Source organism: Pseudomonas sp. KH_024_B2 (genome assembly GCF_057839965.1).
The window spans coordinates 4,030,717-4,051,175 of the sequence record NZ_CM174502.1; the positions used below are offsets into that span (position 1 = coordinate 4,030,717).

At 59.2% G+C, this 20,459-nt stretch carries 17 protein-coding genes and 1 tRNA gene; 8 read left to right on the forward strand and 10 right to left on the reverse strand.

What is annotated here, in order from left to right:
- Window positions 1-81: 81 nt before the first annotated feature.
- Window positions 82-1,551 (forward strand): efflux transporter outer membrane subunit, encoded by a 1,470-nt coding sequence (locus AC3I0A_RS18680; protein WP_489373705.1) that lies wholly within the window; start codon window positions 82-84, stop codon window positions 1,549-1,551.
- Window positions 1,552-1,659: 108 nt separating this feature from the next.
- On the opposite strand, the gene AC3I0A_RS18685 is transcribed toward AC3I0A_RS18680, so the two are convergent.
- Complete coding sequence (locus AC3I0A_RS18685) at window positions 1,660-2,037, reverse strand: winged helix-turn-helix transcriptional regulator (RefSeq protein WP_489373707.1); 378 nt, start codon at window positions 2,035-2,037, stop codon at window positions 1,660-1,662.
- A gap of 101 nt (window positions 2,038-2,138) precedes the next feature.
- On the opposite strand from AC3I0A_RS18685, the gene AC3I0A_RS18690 reads away from it, so the two are divergent.
- Complete coding sequence (locus AC3I0A_RS18690) at window positions 2,139-2,888, forward strand: NADPH-dependent F420 reductase (RefSeq protein ID WP_489373709.1); 750 nt, start codon at window positions 2,139-2,141, stop codon at window positions 2,886-2,888.
- Here the strand turns inward: AC3I0A_RS18690 and AC3I0A_RS18695 are convergent.
- Entirely contained in the window at window positions 2,881-3,057 is a 177-nt protein-coding gene (locus tag AC3I0A_RS18695) for a hypothetical protein (RefSeq protein WP_489373710.1), read from the reverse strand. The genes AC3I0A_RS18690 and AC3I0A_RS18695 overlap by 8 nt on opposite strands.
- Before the next feature lie 54 nt (window positions 3,058-3,111).
- Here AC3I0A_RS18695 and AC3I0A_RS18700 point away from each other — a divergent pair, with 54 nt between their 5' ends.
- Window positions 3,112-4,431 carry a leucine-rich repeat-containing protein kinase family protein gene (locus AC3I0A_RS18700; RefSeq protein WP_489373711.1) on the forward strand — a complete coding sequence of 440 codons (1,320 nt, stop codon included), beginning with the start codon at window positions 3,112-3,114 and terminating at the stop codon, window positions 4,429-4,431.
- A gap of 162 nt (window positions 4,432-4,593) precedes the next feature.
- Here the strand turns inward: AC3I0A_RS18700 and AC3I0A_RS18705 are convergent, their stop codons facing one another.
- Window positions 4,594-5,301: a YebC/PmpR family DNA-binding transcriptional regulator gene (locus AC3I0A_RS18705; protein ID WP_489373712.1), complete on the reverse strand. Its 708-nt coding sequence runs from the start codon at window positions 5,299-5,301 to the stop codon at window positions 4,594-4,596.
- Between the two features lie 215 nt (window positions 5,302-5,516).
- Here AC3I0A_RS18705 and AC3I0A_RS18710 point away from each other — a divergent pair, with 215 nt between their 5' ends.
- Entirely contained in the window at window positions 5,517-7,595 is a 2,079-nt protein-coding gene (locus tag AC3I0A_RS18710) for a type VI secretion system Vgr family protein (protein ID WP_489373713.1), read from the forward strand.
- A 221-nt stretch (window positions 7,596-7,816) separates the two neighbouring features.
- Here the strand turns inward: AC3I0A_RS18710 and AC3I0A_RS18715 are convergent, their stop codons facing one another.
- Complete coding sequence (locus tag AC3I0A_RS18715; protein WP_489373714.1) at window positions 7,817-8,692, reverse strand: LysR substrate-binding domain-containing protein; 876 nt, start codon at window positions 8,690-8,692, stop codon at window positions 7,817-7,819.
- A gap of 114 nt (window positions 8,693-8,806) precedes the next feature.
- On the opposite strand from AC3I0A_RS18715, the gene AC3I0A_RS18720 reads away from it, so the two are divergent.
- A complete protein-coding gene (locus tag AC3I0A_RS18720; RefSeq protein WP_489373715.1) occupies window positions 8,807-9,916 on the forward strand; it encodes a 2-aminoethylphosphonate--pyruvate transaminase in 1,110 nt (369 codons plus the stop codon).
- A gap of 151 nt (window positions 9,917-10,067) precedes the next feature.
- The gene (gene phnX / locus AC3I0A_RS18725; RefSeq protein ID WP_489373717.1) at window positions 10,068-10,895 is read left to right on the forward strand and encodes a phosphonoacetaldehyde hydrolase; all 828 of its coding nucleotides are present in this window, start codon (window positions 10,068-10,070) and stop codon (window positions 10,893-10,895) included.
- A gap of 72 nt (window positions 10,896-10,967) precedes the next feature.
- Here phnX and AC3I0A_RS18730 read toward each other — a convergent pair whose 3' ends face one another.
- Window positions 10,968-11,900, reverse strand: a complete 933-nt coding sequence (locus AC3I0A_RS18730) for a 1-aminocyclopropane-1-carboxylate deaminase/D-cysteine desulfhydrase (RefSeq protein WP_489373719.1) — start codon at window positions 11,898-11,900, stop codon at window positions 10,968-10,970.
- A gap of 209 nt (window positions 11,901-12,109) precedes the next feature.
- The gene (locus tag AC3I0A_RS18735; RefSeq protein WP_489373721.1) at window positions 12,110-14,149 is read right to left on the reverse strand and encodes an oxidoreductase; all 2,040 of its coding nucleotides are present in this window, start codon (window positions 14,147-14,149) and stop codon (window positions 12,110-12,112) included.
- A 204-nt stretch (window positions 14,150-14,353) separates the two neighbouring features.
- On the opposite strand from AC3I0A_RS18735, the gene AC3I0A_RS18740 reads away from it, so the two are divergent.
- The gene (locus tag AC3I0A_RS18740; protein ID WP_489373723.1) at window positions 14,354-15,484 is read left to right on the forward strand and encodes a carbon-nitrogen hydrolase family protein; all 1,131 of its coding nucleotides are present in this window, start codon (window positions 14,354-14,356) and stop codon (window positions 15,482-15,484) included.
- 3 nt (window positions 15,485-15,487) lie between these two features.
- Entirely contained in the window at window positions 15,488-16,528 is a 1,041-nt protein-coding gene (locus AC3I0A_RS18745) for an AraC family transcriptional regulator (RefSeq protein WP_489373725.1), read from the forward strand.
- 402 nt (window positions 16,529-16,930) lie between these two features.
- On the opposite strand, the gene AC3I0A_RS18750 is transcribed toward AC3I0A_RS18745, so the two are convergent.
- From AC3I0A_RS18750 to AC3I0A_RS18765, 4 genes are all read right to left on the reverse strand, one after another.
- The gene (locus tag AC3I0A_RS18750; protein ID WP_489373726.1) at window positions 16,931-17,782 is read right to left on the reverse strand and encodes a DUF2242 domain-containing protein; all 852 of its coding nucleotides are present in this window, start codon (window positions 17,780-17,782) and stop codon (window positions 16,931-16,933) included.
- A gap of 279 nt (window positions 17,783-18,061) precedes the next feature.
- Window positions 18,062-19,933, reverse strand: a complete 1,872-nt coding sequence (locus AC3I0A_RS18755; RefSeq protein ID WP_489373728.1) for a SurA N-terminal domain-containing protein — start codon at window positions 19,931-19,933, stop codon at window positions 18,062-18,064.
- A 101-nt stretch (window positions 19,934-20,034) separates the two neighbouring features.
- Window positions 20,035-20,111, reverse strand: a tRNA-Asp gene (locus AC3I0A_RS18760).
- Window positions 20,112-20,164: 53 nt separating this feature from the next.
- A complete protein-coding gene (locus AC3I0A_RS18765; protein ID WP_002552737.1) occupies window positions 20,165-20,437 on the reverse strand; it encodes an HU family DNA-binding protein in 273 nt (90 codons plus the stop codon).
- Between the last annotated feature and the right edge of the window lie 22 nt (window positions 20,438-20,459).

A 20,459-nucleotide genomic window follows, 5' to 3' on the forward strand; every position in this document is an offset into this window, starting at 1 on the left:
AGCTTACTCATCCCAAAGGTGGTTGACAACTTGTGACCAAATTGTAATATCGTCACAAACCGACCCTTTCGCAGGTATCGCATGCACCCTCCTCCTCGTTTCGCCGTCTTACTGTGTTTGGGTATGGTTGCAGGTTGCGCAGTGGGCCCCGACTACTCAAAACCCAGTGTGGAATTGCCCGAGCATTTCTCGGCGAAAACGTCTAAAGCACAACAAGTTGGCGCCGCAACTACCGATCTCGCCGCTTGGTGGGACGCATTCAATGATCCAGTACTCAGTCAGCTGATAAATCGAGCACTTGAACAGAGTCTCGATTTAGCCCAGGCAAGAGCAAGGATCGAGCAGGCTCGCGCCGGTTTGGGCGCAGCTAACGCAGCTCTCCTGCCGTCGGCTACCGTCAACGGTCAAGCGGCCCGAGCCCGACAGTCATTGGAAACTCCGTTGGGCCAAGTGCTGAATTCAGACCCTTCCTATAATCGCTACGGCAGTGCCTATGAGGCGAATTTGAATGCCGGCTGGGAGCTGGATGTGTTTGGCGGGCTGCGCCGAGGTAAAGAGGCCGCCTTCGCCGACTATCAGGCCTCGCAAGCCGGAGCAATTGCCACACGTCTAGCGGTGGTCGCGCAGGCGGCAGACCTTTACATCAGCATCCGCGGCCTGCAAGCGCGCTTAGAAATTGCCCGACAGCAAATAGATACGCGACAACAGCTGCTCATCACCATCGAACACCTCTATGCAAAAGGACTGGCGGCTGAACTGCAATTGAACCAGACCCAAGGATCGTTGAGTCAAGCTCAGGCAACCGTGCCGGTACTGCAAGCCGGCCTTGACGCGGCGATGAACGCCCTGGATGTATTGCTGGGCAAAGCGCCGGGCACTTATAACGCGCAGTTGACTAAGCCGGCGCGCATCCCTGAGGTGCCAAGCCTCGCCGACATGGGCTCTCCGGCCGACCTGCTGCGTCGGCGTCCAGACTTGATCGTAGCTGAGCGCCGCCTTGCGGCATCCAGCGCGCGCATCGGCGAAGCCATTTCCGAGTACTACCCCAAACTTTCTGTGGGTGCGCTGCTCGGCAGCGCTACATCGGTATCCAGCGCAAACCTGTTCAGCAACGGCGCCAGTCAGGCTTCGGCGGTGCTGGGATTACGCTGGAGGCTGTTCGATTTTGGCCGCATCAACGCCCAGATTGACTTGGCGAAAGGCCAAGAAGCTGAAGCCTTAGCCGCTTACCGCCAGTCAGTTCTTCGGGCCTGCGAAGATGTCGAAAGCGCTTTTTCGGCGCTGATCAACCGCGAGCAGCAATCGATAAAGCTAGGCCAAGGTGAGTCTGCTTATACGAAAGCCCGAGCTATGTCATTTGCCGCGTATGAAAAAGGCGTAGTCAGCCTGATCGAAGTACTGGATGCAGATGAACAACTTTTAGCGGCATCTGATGGTAGAGCCCAGGCACAAACTGAATCGGCTCGCGCTGCAGTGGCCACATTCAAAGCATTGGGAGGCGGCTGGCAGCGAGACGACTCAAATGCTCGTGTTGTCTCAAAGGCACTGTAAGACCTTAGAACGTTACACACCTGTTTCATCCCTCTTTACGGCCTTAACCGGCCGTTTTTTTGGGTTTTATCGGCGAGTGTCTCCTCTCAGCCCGAAGACTCATCGTCGCTAAGTGGTCTCGACGCGCTTTGCATCGTGCTGGTGACGGAGTTCGGCCCAGTCGATAAGCGCTGTCATGGTAGGGGCAAGTGCATGACCAAGCTCTGTCAGGGCGTACTCCACCCGCGGAGGCACCTCTGGGTAAACGGTTCGGTGGACGATGTCGTCTTGTTGGAGCCCCTTCAACTGCTGGATAAGCATCTTCTGCGTGACATCGGGAATGAGCTTCTCCAGCTCAGAGAATCGAAGCGGCCGGCCTTTGGCGGCCATCAGCTCATTGATGATGACGATCTTCCACTTCCCCTCCAGTACGCGAAGTGTGGCGTTGATGGCGGCAGACCAGGCCTGACGCCGTAATGGGTTCTCACATTCCCACTCACGACCCATCAATACTTACCTTTTGGTGCGTTACAGACAAAAACGTCGGTTCTTGCGAATTTTGCAGCATCGATAATACCGTATCCGGACTTTGAATCCTTGGAGGGACTATGAAAATCGCTATCGTTGAAATCGGATCTATCGGCGGGAACCTTGCCCATCGACTCGCCGCTGCTGGCCATGAGGTCCGCGTGGCCAATTCCCGCGGAAAAGCGGCTGTGAGTAGCTTTGCTAAAGAGGCCGGCGTCACCCCTGCCGACCTCAAAGATGCGATAGACGGCGCCGATGCTGTGATACTTGCCATCCCACTGCCAGCAATGGCAACGCTTCCAGAAGGCCTACTGGCCGAACTACCCTCCTCGGTTCCGGTGGTCGACACCAGCAACTACTACCCAGGCCTGAGAGACGCGCAGATCCCCGCATTGGAATCTGGTCAAACGGAGAGCGTCTGGGTCAGCGAGCAGCTCGGCCGACCGGTTATCAAGGCATTCAACAATCTCCTGGCTTACTCGCTGGAAAATCTGGGTCAGCCGAAAGGGGCGGAAGGCCGTCTAGGCGTCGCCGTCGCTGGCGACGATGTCAGTCAGAAAACTCTCGTGATGAAGCTCGTCGATGACGTTGGCTTCGATCCGGTCGACAGCGCAAGCCTCGAGGATTCGTGGCGGCAACAGCCATGCACCCCAGCGTACTGCTGCGATTACACCGCTGATCAAATGCGTCCGGCGCTGGCCGCCGCAGTCAAGGGAGCCGCAGCGCAGAAACGAGAGGAGTTTAATGCTCGTTTACCTGAGCTCTTCGCCAAGAATCCTTCCCACGCCGACGTGGTGGTATTTAACCGGAACTTCAACGCGGTCAACTGAGTTCCTCGTCACCGATCCATTCGTAAGCCATGGTGTATGGATTGCGGCACGCCAATGGTTCCTTATGCAACGGTCCTGACAGTCGTTGCGGTGCCTTGCGCGAACTCGCAGTCGATTGGCGGCTGATTGAGATCGGGCCACAGACTTCACCGCCCTTTGCCACTATCATGGCGCCCATTTCCGGGGCTCTGCGCCCCTCTCTTTTCGAGTGTTGAATCTGTTCATGGATACTCTTGCACATCTGCGGGCCGGCCATTTAGCGGGTATCAAACGTCTGGATCTGTCCTGCGGGCTGAGCGAGTTTCCCCGGGAGATCTTCGATCTGGCGGACTCCCTCGAGGTGCTGAACCTGAGTGGCAATGCCTTGAGCCAGCTGCCAGACGACCTGCATCGGCTGACGCAGTTACGGGTGCTGTTCTGTTCGGACAATGCATTCACCGAACTCCCGGCGTGCCTCGGCCAATGCGCTCGCCTGAGCATGATCGGCTTCAAGGCCAATCGCATTGAACACGTCCCCGGTGCCGCGCTGCCACCCTTGTTGCGCTGGCTGATCCTGACCGACAACTGCATCAGCGAGCTACCTGCGCAGCTTGGCGAAAGACCGCATTTGCAAAAGCTGATGCTGGCCGGTAATCGCTTGCAACAGCTACCGGTGAGCCTGAGCCAATGTCATCGGCTGGAGTTGATCCGGATCGCCGCCAACCGCCTGACCGAGCTGCCGCAGTGGCTGTTATCGCTGCCACGCCTGAGCTGGCTGGCTTACGCGGGCAATCCGCTGGAATCCGAGGCCGATGCTTGCGCGCTGGACGCCACCCCGAACATTCCATGGCCGCAGCTGCGTCTGCAACAGCAACTGGGCGAAGGCGCTTCCGGGGTGATTCATCAGGCGCTGTGGGAACAACCCTCGCAGGTTGCGCGAAACGTTGCGGTGAAGCTCTACAAGGGCAGCATGACCAGTGACGGTTCACCGCTGCACGAGATGAATGCCTGCATCACCGCGGGCCAACACGCCAACCTGATCAAGGTCGAAGGCAGAATCGTCGACCACCCGCAGGCGCAAGCCGGGCTGGTGATGCACTTGATCGCTCCCAGCTACCGCAATCTGGCCGGACTGCCGAGCCTCGCTTCCTGCACTCGGGATGTCTACGATGACAGCACAAGGTTCAGCGCCAAGGTCGCGCTGCGGATCGCCAGCGGCATCGCTTCGGCTGCCGCGCACTTGCACCGGCAGGGCATCACCCATGGCGACCTCTACGGCCACAATATTTTGTGGAACGCACAAGGCGACTGCCTGTTGGGCGATTTCGGCGCGGCGTCGTTTCACGCTACGTCAGACAGTTTCGAGACGCGCGCACTGCAACGCATAGAAGTCCGGGCGTTCGGGATTTTGTTGGGGGAATTGCTGGAGCGGATCGACTCGAGGTTGAGCGCCGAGAGCCGTGAGATGCTGCAGGACTTGCAGAGCCGCTGCTGTCAGCCAGAGGTGCTGGCGCGGCCGGGGTTTGCCGAAATCGGGCGGGAGTTGCAGGGGATGGAGTTGTAGCCCGTCAGTTAAGCGAACGCTGCGCCCCTGTGGGAGCGAGCTTGCTCGCGATGGACTCAAGGGCGGCGCGTTTATTCAGAAAACACGCGTTATCGTTAACGTCCATCGCGAGCAAGCTCGCTCCCACAGGTCTGACAACACGGCCGTCAAAGACCGAACCCTTTAACCCGCCAAACCGACAAACATGTCTTGCACGTCATCATGGTTGTCGAGCCCTTCGAGGAAGGCTTCGACTTCTTCCATTTGCGCATCGCTCAAACCGCTAACCGGGTTTTTAGGCTGGTAGCCCAATTTCGCCGACAACACGGTAAAGCCCTGCTCAGGCAATGCTTTTTGTACCGCGTCCAGATCGGCAGGTTCGGTCAGGAACAGCGTCGTACCCTCTTCTTCACCTGGCTCGAAGTCCTGAGCACCGGCCTCGATAGCCGCCAGCTCCGGATCAGCGTCCGGGCTGTCAGGGGACGCTTCAATCATGCCGACATGGTTGAAATCCCAGGCAACCGAACCCGAAGCACCCAACTGACCCTTGCGGAACGCCACACGAATTTCAGCGACGGTGCGGTTGATATTGTCGGTAACACACTCAACGATGAGCGGGACCTGATGAGGCGCGAAGCCTTCATACGTGACGCGATGATACTGAACGGTTTCGCCCAGCTGGCCCGAGCCTTTCTTGATCGCGCGCTCCAGGGTTTCGCGTGGCATCGAGGCTTTTTTCGCCTGCTCTACCACCAGCCGCAAATGCGCGTTAGTGGCGGTATCCGCGCCGTTGCGCGCGGCAATGGTGATTTCTTTCACCAGTTTGCCGAAGATCTTGCCCTTGGCATTGGATGCCGCTTCTTTGTGTTTAACCTTCCACTGTGCGCCCATTACTCACTCTCTCGATCTGTGGCGCCGAAACATCTATTGGCCGACGCTTTGCGCAAGTTTATACGGCATAAAGTTACCAATCGACCAAAAAGTGGAGTGACTGATCGACTTCTCCACAACGTGTCGTAGGGGTTTTCCTAAAAGCCGTTTACGCCGCCCATTCATCGCTGTGGTTTCGTAACCTCTGCCCCTAAACGAAGACAAGAGCGTATGAAATGCACAAGGATCGGCAAAACCCCTTTACCCTGACACTCACCGAAGACTCCGCGAGCCTGCCGGTGAACCGATTCACAGGTCGCGAAGCACTCAACGAGCCTTATCGTTTCGACATCGACCTGAGCCACTGCAACCGTGCAACCAACCCCGGCATGCTGCTGCAACAGCCGGCGTTCCTGCATCTGGGGGACGACAGCGGCATCCACGGCATCATTCACTGCATCAGCGAACACTATGAAAGCCCGTTCCAGAGCGGTTACCGCCTCAGCCTCGTGCCGCATCTGCAAGCGCTGGAGCAGCGCACCTGTCGCCGGGTGTTCCATGACCTGAGCGTGCCGGGCATTCTGCGCCAGCTGCTCGAAGAGCATGGGATTGAGGTCGACAGCTATCGCTTCGAACTGCTCATTGGCCAATATCCGCTGCGATCGTTGTGCATTCAGTACGACGAAAGCGATCTGTATTTCCTGCAACGTCTGTGCGAGGAGGAAGGTATCCATTACCACTTCGAACACCAACCCGACCGGCATGTCATGGTGTTCGCCGATGACAGCGAGGGGTTTGGACTGTTGCCGGTCATCACGCCCTACCGTCAACCGGCGGAACAGGAATGTGGCTCACCCACGATCAGCGATCTGTCCGAATGCCACCTTGCACATTTTGCACAACCGATGCGCGCTCATGACCCGATCCACACACCGTGCACGGACGAAGACGCAGCCAATCAGGCCCACGGCCCGACTTACATCAGTTCCGATAGCCGACCCGGATCCCCTCAGGCCTACCAGAACCAGCTGAGTCGTCGCGCTCTGGAGCGCCTGCGCAGCCTGCAACGGCATATCGTCGGCCATAGCGATCAACCCCGGCTGCACAGCGGCCAGATCCTGCAGGTGCTGAGCCATCCGCTGTCACGGCTCAACGATCAATGGCTGCTCACCGAGGTTCAACACCAGTGGCAACACGCACTCAAGCCCTCCTCCTCACGGCAACATTGGTGGGAAGTAGTCGAGCAGCTGAGAGAAGACAGCGGTACCAACGCAATGACTGCGTCGCTGCGCCAAGGCTATCGCAATCAATTCAAGGCCATTCCCTGGGCCATGGCATTCCGGCCGGCGCTCAAGCACCCCAGACCCAGCGTTTCCGGTTACCAGATCGCCTACGCGGCCGGGCCCAACGGGCAATCGGCAACGCAGGATGAGCAGGGGCGGATCAAGGTTCGTCTGGCATGGGATCGGCAAGATGCCCACAATGAGCACACCGGTGTCTGGTTGCCGATCGTTCACCCTGAGATCGATGGCCGTATCGATCGCAATACACGGCCATTGGCAGGCAGCGAACTGCTGGTCAGTTTTATCGACAGCGACCCGGACCGCCCAGTCGTGTGGTCAGCCGCAGGCAAGATTGCCAACCTGCCGTCCTCCCCGCACTCAGCGACCGGTCTTTACCTCAATGGACAGAGACTTGCAGAAAACACCCGCCGGTTACATGTCGAACCAGGGCAAACGCTGTTGGTACAGGAAAACCAGGCGCTGACATTGACCGCCAACGGCAACCGAATCCACCTCAGCCCAGACCGCCTGACGCTGTCGGGAGTGATGCTCGGATCAACCCCTGAAGTGGCGCAAAGCCCGGCACATGAAAACCAGCTAGTTGCGACCGGCGACTCTCTCCCCGAACTCTGGAACGGCGACATCTGCCTGTTCGAGCATCCCCCCATCCCGACTCATCGTTTGCCGCAGACCCACTGGTACATCGTGCGCATGCCGCGGCCGGGGCTACAGGAGCTGGCCAGCCTCAGTCGGGACAATATCCTCATGGAGGGCAAAAGCCAGCCTTCGGGTAGCCTGGACCTGAGCCCGGAAGAAAAGCGTCAATTGGCCCTGGAGTTTGTCCGTACCCCGGATCAACTCTGCCTGCTTTACCTCGGGCAATGCGTGGCGCTGGCCGAGTACTTCCAGCAACACTGGAGCACCGAGCAACGGCTGGCGTTCATGGGCACCGGCGAGGCAACCATGGCTCAGCCCGAGCCAAACGGGTCAAACCTGCTGTTCGACTGGCTGGTGAGCAGACCAGACACCTGACGCTGAAACACTGCGCAAACAAAGTTCACAGCGGCTAGTGGCGACCTTTCCGGAGAGGGTTCGCGAGAGTCTTGTGCAGGTCACACTGACCTCATCGCGAGCAATCGAGCGTCGACCGGCTGCTCCCACAATAGATCTCCACAAATCATGCTGCTGGCGAAAATCCAATGTGGGAGCGACGGTGCGGCGATCCGACCTGCTCGCGATGGCCGCACCTCGGTCTATCTGACGGACTCGCCCCCCGGCGCCAACTCGAAAAACGCCTGAATCAAGCGCAAATCCCGACGCCGCTCCATACAGCCGATCATGTGTCGATTGACCAGCCCTTCGCCAATGATCGGCACCGCAGCCACCCGCGGATCATGGCTGACCTCCACCGAAGAGACGATGCCCACACCCAATTCGGCGGCCACGGCCTCGGTCACCGCCTCGCGACTGTCCAGCTCCAGCAGCACCCGTGGATTGACGCTGGCCAAGCCACAGGCGTCGTCAAAGGTGCGACGGGTAATCGAACTCGGCTCACGCAGCACCATGATCACCTGATCCAGCTGTTCGATGCCGATCCCCGCAGGCGTCGCCAGCCACCGGTGATTGGCCGGCACCAGCGCGCAAATCCTCGACTCGCTCATTCGTTGTAAATGCAGTCCCTTGCGCGGCTCCACTTCCGTCAGCACTGCCACATCCGCATGTTCGGAGAGCAACGCTGCGAGGGTTTCCTGGGCATTGCCCAGACGTAAATTCACGGTGATCCCCGGGTACCTCGCCCGCAGGCTGGCAAGCATCGGCATGACCATGTGCGGGCCGTCCGCCGCCACTTCCAGACGCCCGGTGAGCAACTGCCGGTTGGCTTCAAGCATCGCCTGGGCTTCTTCGGCCAGGCCAAACATGGCACGGGTGATTGCCGCCAGTTTGGTCCCCTCCGCCGTCAGCTCCACCCGTCGCGCGGTGCGCCGCAACAAGGTGATCTGGTAGTGCTCCTCCAGCGCCTTGATATGCCCGGTGACCGCCGGCTGGCTGATGAACAACCGCGCAGCCGCCCGGGTGAAGCTGCCTTCACGGGCCACCGCATCAAACGCTCTGAGCTGGAACAGGTTCATATCTATCGGCCTCACTGATGGCTGGCATAACAACAAACAATTTGATTGATGACAAGCCAAACCGCAATTTATGTCCCGTACCTTCATCCCCAAGCAATTCGCGAGGACATCCGCATGAGTACTGCCGAGCCAATCCTGCTCACCCCTGGCCCATTGACCACGTCGGCCCGCACCCGTCAGGCGATGATGGTCGACTGGGGTTCATGGGATGACCGTTTCAATCAACTGACCGCCAGCCTGTGCGAGCAACTGCTGGCGATCATCAACGGCGCCGACAGCCACCACTGCGTGCCGTTGCAGGGCAGCGGCACCTTCTCGGTAGAAGCGGCCATCGGCACCCTGGTGCCCCGCGACGGCAACGTGCTGGTGCTGATCAACGGCGCCTATGGCAAACGTCTGGCGAAGATCTGCGAAGTGCTCGGCCGCGCGTGTAGCACCTTCGAAACTGCCGAAGACGAACCGACCACCGCCGCCGATGTCGACCGCCTGCTACTGGCCGACGCCAGCATTACCCACGTCGCGCTGATCCACTGCGAAACCAGTACCGGGATCCTCAATCCGCTGCCGGAAATCGCTCAAGTGATCGCCCGCCATGGCAAACGGCTGATCATCGACGCCATGAGCTCCTTCGGCGCGCTGCCGATCGATGCCCGGCAAGTGCCGTTCGATGCGCTGATCGCCGCGTCCGGTAAATGCCTGGAAGGCGTGCCGGGGATGGGCTTCGTCTTTGCCCAAAAGGAAGCACTGGCGGCATCAGCAGGTAATTCCCACTCGCTGGCGATGGACCTGTTTGATCAACACACCTATATGGCCAAGACCGGCCAGTGGCGCTTCACTCCGCCGACCCACGTGGTCGCGGCGCTGCACGAAGCCCTGCGGCAATACAACGAAGAAGGCGGTCTGCCGGTGCGGCATCAGCGTTACGCCAATAACTGCAAAGTCCTGCTCGACGAAATGGCCAGGCTGGGCTTGCGCAGCTTCCTGCCGGCGGCGATCCAGGCGCCGATCATCATCACCTTTCACGCACCAAAAGATCCGCGCTACCAGTTCAAGGAGTTCTACGAACGGGTCAAGGCCAAGGGTTTCATTCTGTACCCCGGCAAGCTGACCCAGGTCGAAACCTTCCGTGTCGGCTGCATCGGCCACGTCAATGAAGCCCAGATGCACGCGGCCGTGGCAGCCGTGGCTGAAGTGTTGCGGGAAATGGAAGTGCAAGAAATCTGATTACACCACTGACCCCTGTGGGAGCGAGCTTGCTCCGGGCGGCGTTCCGACGATAGCGGACTGTCATTCAACATCGACGTCGGCTGACAGGGCCTCATCGCGAGCAAGCTCGCTCCCACAAAAGCTGCTCTCCTCACAGGACTTGATCACCATGAACTACACCAACCCAACCAAGCTTCAAGCCGCCATCCTCGACTGGGCCGGCACTGTCGTCGACTTCGGCTCCTTCGCGCCTACCCAGATTTTTGTCGAAGCCTTCGCCGAGTTTGACGTTCAGGTCTCCATCGAAGAGGCCCGTGGCCCAATGGGCATGGGCAAGTGGGACCACATCCGCACCCTGTGCGACCAGCCGCAAGTCGCCGAGCGTTATCGCAAGGTGTTCGGTCGCGCACCGACCGACGACGATGTCACCGCCATCTACCAGCGCTTCATGCCGCTGCAGATCGAGAAGATCGCCGAGCACTCGGCACTGATCCCCGGCGCCCTGGACACTATCGCCAACCTGCGCCAGCAAGGTATCAAGATCGGCTCCTGCTCCGGTTATCCCAAGCAGGTCATGGACAAGGTCGTCGAGCTGGCAGCCACCAATGGCTACATCGCCGACCATGTGGTCGCTACCGATGAAGTCCCGAACGGTCGCCCATGGCCGGCTCAGGCACTGGCCAACGTGATCGCATTGGGCATCGACGACGTCGGCGCCTGCGTCAAGATCGACGACACCGTCCCCGGGATTCTCGAAGGCCGCCGCGCCGGCATGTGGACCGTGGCGTTGATCTGCTCGGGCAATGCGCTGGGTCTGACCTACGAGGGCTACCGCGCCCTGGGCAGCGAAGAACTGGCCAGCGAACGCAAGCGCATTCACGGGATGTTCGAGGGTTCCCGCCCGCACTACATGATCGACACCATCACCGACTTGCCGCAGGTGATTGCCGATATCAACAAACGTCTGGCCAACGGTGAGATGCCTCAAGCCAACTGATCCCCGACATGCGACACAAAAAAAGCGGCAGCCCTTGATCGGGGCTGCCGCTTTTTTTGTGTCGGATGACGGCTAGTTGCCGCCCGTCATCGCAAAACCCCGACGACCCTGCAAGCCGCCGGTGTGCACAAAGATCAATCGCGTACCTCGGGCGAAGCGCCCCGCTTCGACCTGTTGCTTGAGCGCCAACAGTGCTTTGCCGGTGTACAGCGGTTCAAGCGGCATGCCGCTGCGCTTTTCGGTGAACTCGATGAATTCAAGCAACGCCGGATCGACCTTGGCGAAGCCGCCGCGACTGGCATCGAACAGCTCATACGCCGGATCACGCAGTCCTGCTTCCAGAGCAATCGCCTCGACCTGTCGAGCGACCCCGTGATCATCAGGCACCGCCAACGCGCCATAGACCGGATGCACACCTGCCTCGGCCAGCACCAGCCCGGCCAGCGTGGTACCGGTGCCGGCAGCCAGCCACCAGGCGTCATAATCGCTCCAGCCAATTGCACTCAGTTGATCGCGCGCCATGGCCAGTAATCCAGCGCAGCCTTGCGCGCCGCGTAAACCGCCGCCGCCTTCGGGCACTGGTTGCAAATGCGGGTATTGCGCCTGCCACGGCAGCCAGAAGTCAGGCGCATGCCGCGCTCGATAACCGCCATACCCCAGCCAATGCAGCTGCATGCCATAGGCCTGTAAATCCAGTACGGTCGGGGTTTCTTGTGGATGACCGCGCAACAGGCCGACGGTAGCAAAACCGAAGCGCTTGCCCGCCGCTGCCAGCGCGTGCAAATGATTGGAGTGAGCACCGCCCAGACTGATGACGCCCTTGGCCCCGACTTGATCGGCCATTGCCAGATGTTCGATCAGCTTGAACCACTTGTTGCCGGAGATCAGTGGATCGATGAGGTCCAGGCGCAGGACGGCGACCTGGATGTTGGCTTGGGTGAGCCAGTCCAGGTGAAGGTGTTCGAGGGGGGCGTGGGGCTGCCAGTCGAAAGGAGTCAGGCCCATAGCTGAGCCTTGTCAGGAGAATGGAAAAAGAGCATCAGCGCCTGACTCTGGGTGGAAGAGCCAACATTCTAGCAGCTGTCATGCCGCCTTCGCGGGCAAGCCCGCTCCCACATTTGATCTGAGTTGGGCCCACATTATGTGAACGACTCGATTCCTGTGGGAGCGGGCTTGCCCGCGAATGCCATTGGCACGCTGAACCTGCAGAAAAACTACAGCTCAGCAGCCAACCGCGAACCCTGATTGATCGCCCGTTTGGCGTCCAGTTCAGCAGCCACGTCCGCGCCGCCGATCAGGTGCACGTTCTGTCCGGCCGCAACCAGGCCTTCCTGCAATTCGCGCAACGGGTCTTGCCCTGCGCAGATCACGATGTTGTCCACCGCCAATACCTGTGGCTCCCCCGCTTCACCCAGGCGAATGTGCAAACCGGCATCGTCGATTTTCAGGTATTCGACGCTGTTAAGCATCTGCACCTGCTTGTTCTTCAGGCCCGTGCGATGAATCCAGCCGGTGGTCTTGCCCAGGCCGTCGCCGACCTTGGACGTCTTGCGTTGCAGCAGGAATACCTGACGCGCCGGTGCATGGGGCTCGGCCTTGATACCGGCGACACCGCCACGCGCCTCGAGGTGGGTATCGATGCCCCACTCCTTCCAGAACGCCTCGCGGTCCTGGCTGGTGGACACGCCTTGATGGACGAGAAATTCCGACACGTCGAAACCGATACCGCCCGCACCGATCACCGCCACGTTTTTGCCAACAGGTTTGCGCTCAAGAATCACATCCAGGTAGCTCAGTACCTTGGCGTTCTCGATGCCGGGAATCGCCGGCAAGCGTGGCGCGATGCCGGTGGCCAGAATAATCTCGTCGAAACCACCCGCTACCAGCTGTGCGACGTCGACCCGGGTGTTCAGGCACAGCTCGACATGGGTGGTCTGCAACTTGCGATTGAAGTAACGCAGGGTTTCAAAAAACTCTTCCTTGCCCGGCACACGCTTGGCGACGTTGAATTGGCCACCGATCTCGCTGGCGGAATCGAACAGCGTAACCTGATGCCCACGCTCGGCCGCGACAGTGGCTGCCGACAAACCCGCGGGCCCGGCGCCCACCACGGCAATTTTCTTGAGCTGCTGCACCGGCAGGTAATTGAGTTCGGTTTCATGGCAGGCCCGCGGGTTCACCAGGCAACTGGTCAACTTGCCGCCGAAGGTGTGATCCAGGCAGGCCTGGTTGCAACCGATACAGGTGTTGATTTCATCGCCACGCCCGGCAGCGGCCTTGTTGACGAAGTCCGGGTCGGCGAGGAATGGCCGGGCCATCGAGACCATGTCGGCGTCGCCTTCGGCGAGGATCTGCTCGGCGACTTCCGGGGTGTTGATGCGATTGGTGGTGATCAGCGGGATCGCTACTTCACCGCGCAACTTGGCAGTGACCTTGCTGAACGCAGCGCGCGGGACCTTGGTGGCGATGGTCGGAATCCGCGCTTCGTGCCAGCCGATCCCGGTGTTGATGATGGTCGCACCGGCCTGCTCGATGGCCTTGGCCAACTGGACGATTTCTTCCCAGACGCTGCCGCCTTCCACCAGATCGAGCATCGACAGGCGAAAAATAATGATGAAGTTCGGCCCTGTGGCTTCGCGCACACGGCGGACGATTTCTACCGGCAGGCGCATGCGGTTTTCATAGCTGCCACCCCAGCGGTCGGTGCGATGGTTGGTGTGCGCTGCCAGGAACTGGTTGATGAAGTAACCTTCCGAGCCCATGATTTCGACGCCGTCGTACTCGGCTTTTTGCGCGAGCGTCGAGCAGGTGACGAAGTCGCTGATTTGCTTCTCGATGCCTTCCTCGTCCAGCTCTTTGGGCTTGAACGGGTTGATCGGCGCCTGGATGGCGCTTGGCGCTACCTGTTTCGGGCTGTAGGCATAACGCCCGGCGTGGAGGATCTGCATGCAGATCTTGCCGCCCGCTTCATGTACCGCGCGGGTCACGATCCGGTGCTGCAATGCCTCTTCTTCAGTGGTCAGCTTGGCCGCGCCCGAGTACACCCCACCTTCGTCGTTCGGACCAATGCCACCGGTGACCATCAGGCCAACACCGCCACGGGCGCGCTCGGCGAAGTAAGCCGCCATGCGCTCGAAACCGCCGGGCTTTTCTTCCAGGCCGGTGTGCATCGAGCCCATCAGGGTACGGTTGCGCAGCGTGGTAAAACCCAGATCCAGAGGGGCTAACAGGTGCGGGTAATGAGCGGCGGCCATCGGTAACTCCACAACGAGCAATCACGAAAAAGTGTAGGAGCTCTTTGGCTCCCATCAGTCATGTTCGACAGACTAAGAGCACTCCACTCACCGCTCAATGACCGTAACTGACAACTTATTGATCCAAATGCACAGCGCCCCCTTGGCAATCACCTGCATGGGCCCTACTCTAGTGGCCTGCACACGGCCGCTGATTGTTTTCCCATGCGCAAACTTCTCCGCTTCGCCTTTTCCATGGCCTTGATCGCCACCATCACTACCTATGTGATGTGGACCGTCGACCGCCCTGTCGGCCATTACTTGTCGGACCTGCGAATCAAGCTCGCCGTGGATCAAGGCATTCGCGCCGATCGCGGCAATCTTCTGGGCATCCAGCCAGAGTTGTTCCCCACCGATTATCAAAGCCCCCAGCGCTTGCATCGCAAGCTCGCGGCGTATTTGCAGCACGCCCGGGATCAAGGCTTGTTGAACGACAAGACCATCGTCGTGTTGCCCGAGCATGTCGGCACCTGGCTGATGCTCAGCGGCGAAAAGGATGAGTTGTACCAGGCCACCAGCCTTGAAGAAGCCATGAACTGGCTGGCCGTCAGCAACCCGCTGAAGTTCGCCCGTGCCCTGATCAGCGCCACAGGCGAGAGTCGTCTGGACGATGCGCACCTGCGCATGAAAGCCAAAACCATGGCCCGGGATTACCAGGCGCTGTTCGGCGGACTGGCCAGGGAATTTGGCGTGACACTGGTGGCCGGCTCCATCGTGCTGCCTGAGCCAACCGTCAGCGACGGTCAGCTGAAAATCAGTCGCGGTGCGTTATACAACAGCACGCTGGTGTTCGGCAGTGATGGCTTGCCAATCGGCCAACCCCAACGCCAGCTGTCGCCAACCCTGGATCAGCGTGGTTATGTCCAGCCCAGTCTCGATCAGACGGTCAACGTCATCGATACCCCGGCCGGACGCCTTGGCGTGCTGATCGGCAGCGACAGCTGGTACCCCGACAACTACCGCAAACTCAAGGCTCAGGGTGCGCAACTAGTCGCGGTTCCGGCCTTCGTCGTCGGCCGCGGCGCGTGGGACAAACCCTGGCGCGGATACAAAAGCCTGTCGACGCCCGGCGAAATCGGCCTCAAGCCTGGAGAACTCAGTGAAGGCGACGCCTGGCATCGCCTGACATTGACCCGCCAGCTTCCGGACAGCCAGGCCTTGACCGGTATAAGCGTGTTCTTGCGCGGCCAGTTCTGGGATCAAGGCAGCGACGGCCAGAGATTCATCAGCAGCGACGGCCAAACCATCGCCGGCGGCAATGCCCGCGGCGCCCGCTTGCTGAATATCTGGTTGTAACCGATGAAACCGCAGCCGATGCGCCTCGGGGATCTGTCGGTAGGTTTTGTCCATAGCCTTGCCGACGCAGTGCGCAGCCATGGCCTGGACCCGCAGGACTTGCTCGATCAATACGGCCTCGACCCGGCACGTCTGGCCGAAGCCGGCGCCAGGTTGTCGATTCCGCGTTACATGCGCCTGGGCCATGCCGCCATTCAACTAACCGGCGACCCGGCATTGGGCTTGCGCATGGGCCAGCTCAGTCGCCTCAGCCAGGTCGGCCTGGCCGGGGTCACGGCCGCTCAGGCACCGACGGTAAGAGAAGCTGCGCGCTGCCTGATCCGCTTCGAAGCCTTGTACGGCTCCAACTATCGCGGCCAATCGAGTTTCCATGAAGACGCCCAGGGCGCCTGGCTGCGGTTCTATTCCATCAACCCCTACAACGCTTACAACCGTTTTGTAGTGGACTCGATCATTGCCAGCTGGCTACAGCAACTATCCAGCCTGAGCCCGGAACCGCTGCACGCCGAGCGCATCGACATCGAGTTCGCCGAACCGGATTACCGCGAACGTTATGGGGTACTGGGTGATTGTCCGATCCATTTTGGCGCCGAGCACAATCAGCTGCGTCTGAGCCTGGCCAGTCTGGCGCTGCGCAATCGCGAACATTGCCCCAGCACCTGGCGTCTTCTGATCAAGTTGTGTGAAAGGGAACTGGAACAACTGACCCGAACCCGCAGCCTGCGTGAACGCATCATTCAGTTGCTGGGACCATTGCTCAATGGTGGTCGGGAGCCCGACCTGGAAGAAGTGGCGGCACGCCTGAAGCTGCCAACCTGGACCTTGCGCCGCAAGCTCGCCGAAGAAGGTACGCAATTTCGCGCCATTCTCAACGACACCCGTCGTGATCTGGCCATGACCTATATTCGCGACACCGAACTGGCGTTCGGGGAGATCGCTTACTTACTGGGCTTTGCTTCAGCCGAAGCCTTTCAACGCGCCTTCAAACGCTGGAACGGCCAGACCCCTGGCGAGTTTCGCCGCAGTCATCGCCAATCCGCCTGAAGCACGCTAGCGCCATCACAGCTCGGTAGCGTCTTCAGCAGGTTCCAGCGGATCCAGTTCAAACGCCTGATACTCGAGAAGCTCTTCTTGATAATCGTCCATTGCAAAATCCTTTTGGTTGCGGTGAAAAACCGATTGCTTAAATGACCTTCGCTCTCAGCATAAAGTGCCTTCATGACAGAAAAAGTACTTCTTCATGACATCAAGGCTCATAAAAATAAAACGTAGCAGATCCCTACGATTTACCGCAATCCGTTAAGCAACGATTGTCTTGGCATTGATGGTACTGGCCGCGCTGAAGGCGCCAGGAAATGACCGGCCGACTACCTGAAGTCACTCAAGCGATCAGCCGCTGCAGGATTGATGTTGGCAACGCCAATCCTGCAGCAGTCTGAGACGGTCTCAGGAGTTCGAAGCTGGCAGAGCGGAAATCGGCTCTGTCGGCGGCGGCAGCGAACTCGAATTCGCGGGGGGTGTTACGGTTTCAGTCGACGAGTCCGGCGCCGTGGCGTCGTCTGGGGTAATGGGTGTGTTTTCAGCGGGTGGCGCCATCGGCTCTGAGGCGGCCGGCGAGCTTTCGGCGGGCGCAGCTTCTGCGGCGGGTGCGATGGCAGGCTCGGGCGCAGCAGGCGTCGGTGTCGGCGCCAGGGAGGCAGGTGCAGCCGTGGGTTCAGGCACACCCAGATCGGTCTTCGGCTTCTCGATGATATGCGCGGCTTTCTTGGCCTCAGTCGGCAGGTACAGCTCAACCAGCGCAAAGAAACGTTCATAGAACTTGGCCGAAGACACTGTTTCGCTGGCGACCTTGACCATCGAATCATCGGAGGAGCCGATTGGCATCGACACCGAACCCAGCACACCGACCCCAAGGCTGGCGGAGTTATTGGTCTTCTTCAGCGCATAGCGATCCTGCAAGGCATTGGCGAACATCGTGGCATGGTGACTGGCACTGCCATCTTCAGCACAGACGACGTTGAAGCTGATCTCCAGATGCGTTTCACCGGTCTGCTGAAAGCTTTTTTTCCCGCTGATCAGCTTGGGGTCGGCGCTGGTGATGATATAGCCCTGGCTAAGCAAGGCACGACGCGCAGCCTCGCAGGACGCGACATCAGTGACCGGGTAGCTTCGCGAAAAGGTCCCGGAATCAGAGAAATTTTCATGCTCATAAATGGCGGCTTTATCCGACGAGCAACCTGCCGCGCCAGCCATCACAAGCGCCAGAACAGTGGCACGCAAGTGGAATGAATTAAACATTGAAAATCCTGAGCAAAACGGTTCGGGACGTATTGTGCAACAGATCGACGCCCAAGGGCGTACCGTTTAGTGTCTTAAAAGACTTACAACCTTACTGAGTGATCTTTTCAGGAAAAAGCTGCACGGTGAAAGACTATGCCCGTAGCAGCTGTCGAGCCTGCGAGGCTGCTGCTACGGGTGTGCAGGTACTTATCCGGCGATGATAAAAACCCGCCATAAACAAAGACCCCAGCCTTTCGGCCGGGGTCTTTGTTTACAGCTCGTTGACTCAATCAGGCATCAGAAACGCTCGATGTCCGCCTGACTTTCCAGTTGCTTGCGATAAGCCGCAAAATCTTGCTGGCCAATGCGCGAAGCAAGGAAGCGACGATACTGGGCTTTCTCTTCTTCGGAAGGGGCAGCCGCTTCGTTCACACCGTCCAGACGCACGATCACCAGGCTACCATCGGCCAGGGTCACGCTGTTGAAGGTCGGCTTGTCCTTGGCCGCAGGCTTGGGCATGCGGAACAGCGCTTGCAGCACGGCAGGGTCAACCCCTTCCTGGCCACGGGTCGCTGCTTTGCTGACTGTCCAGTTCTGACCGTCTACTGCTTTGTCCAGCGGCGCCTTGCCATCACGCAAGCTTGCGATCAATGCCTCAGCCTTGGTCTTGGCGTCAGCACTTGCATGCTCCTTGGTCAATTGCGTACGGATGCTCGCGGCGACGCTTTCCAGCGGCAGCTGTTGCGGCTTGCGATGCTCTTTGGCGCGCAGCACCACAACCGTTTCCGGGTCCAGCTCGATGGCGGTGCTGTTGCCACCCTCATCCAGCACTTCAGGACTGAACGCAGCTTGCACAACGCCACGGTTGGCAGCAACACCCTCGCCACCCTCACGACCGAATGGTGCGGAAGTGTGAACGGTCAGTTTCAACTCTTGAGCCGGCTGAGCCAGATCGGAAGCTTCGAACGAGGAGTCTTCCAATTGCTTGGTCGCCTCGACAAAACGCTGCTCGACCTGCTGGGCTTTCAGCTCTTTGGTCAACTTGTCTTTCAGGCTGGCAAAGCTCGGCACTTCAGGTGCCTCGACACCCAACAGCTTGATCAGGTGCAAACCGAAATCAGTGCGAACCGGTGCCGACACCTGATCCTTGTTCAAGGCGTACAAGGCCTTTTCAAAGGTTGGGTCGTAGACACCTGGACCGGCGTAACCGAGGTCACCACCGTTAGCCGCAGAACCCGGGTCCTGCGAGAACTCCCTGGCCAGCGCTTCGAAGCTTTCACCCTTGGCCAGACGTTGCTGAACTTCGTCGATTTTGGCCTTGGCTTGCGCCTCGTTCACCTTGTCGTTCACTTCGATCAGAATGTGCGCAGCCCGGCGTTGCTCGGAGAGGTTCGCCGTTTCTTTCTGATACGCCGCCTGCAGGTCTTCGTCCTTGACGCTGACCTGATCGAAGAAAGAAGCTTTCTTCAACTCGAGGTAATCGATCACCACCTGATCAGGAGTCATGAACTCCTTGGCGTGCTCGTCGTAGTAGGCCTTGACCTCATCATCGGTCAGTTTGACCGCAGCCGGATCGAGCTTGATGTTCAGAGAGGCGAAATCGCGGGTCTGTTTTTCCAGACGGGCAAACGCCAGAACCTGTGCATCGGTCACGAAACCGCTACCTGCCAGACCGGCACGCAGCTGACCAATCAGCATCTCCTGTGCCAGCAGCTGACGGAATTGCAGACGGCTGTAGCCCATTTGACGGATCACCTGATCGAAACGCTCAGGACTGAACTTGCCGTCGACCAAAAACTCGGGCGTTTGCAGGAGCACTTGATCCAATGCAGCTTCGGAGAAGGCAAATTTCGAATCTTCTGCGCCTTGCAGCAACAGCTTGCGATCGATCAGCCCTTTCAGAGCGGCTTCACGCAGCATTTTTTCGTCGAGCAAGGAAGCATCGAAATCCTTGCCCAGCTGTTGCATGAGCTGACGGCGTTGCATATCGACCGCCTGACTCAGCTCGTTCTGACTGATTTCTTCACCATTGACCTTGGCCGCGTCCTGGCTGTTGGTCGTGGCCTGGAAAATGGCCTCGATACCGGTGAAAGCCATCAATACAACGATGATTCCGATAATGGTCTTGGCAATCCAGCCTTGTGAATTGTCCCTGATATTCTGCAGCATGCGTCCCCCAGAAACGGTTGTACTTCAAATTAGGCAACCGTGGAGCGTGGGTAGAATCCGGATAGAAGAAAGGCGCATCCGAGGATGCGCCTTCTCGTAACTGGCGGAGCGGACGGGACTCGAACCCGCGACCCCCGGCGTGACAGGCCGGTATTCTAACCGACTGAACTACCGCTCCGCTGCCAAGTCAGGAATGACCCCGACCCGGATGGGTAAAGACTTGAAAGAGACTTAGTTAACAGCTTCTTTCAGTGCTTTACCGGCTTTGAAACCTGGTTTTTTGGCTGCGGCGATTTCCAGCGTCTTACCGGTCTGTGGGTTACGGCCAATGCGAGCTGGACGATCGGTAACGGAGAAGGTGCCGAAACCAACCAGTACAACGGAGTCGCCAGCCTTGAGAGCGCCAGTGACGGATTCGATTACAGCGTCCAGCGCACGGCCAGCAGCAGCTTTCGGGATATCAGCGGATGCAGCGATAGCATCAATCAGTTCCGACTTGTTCACTCTAAGTCCCCTTATATCTATT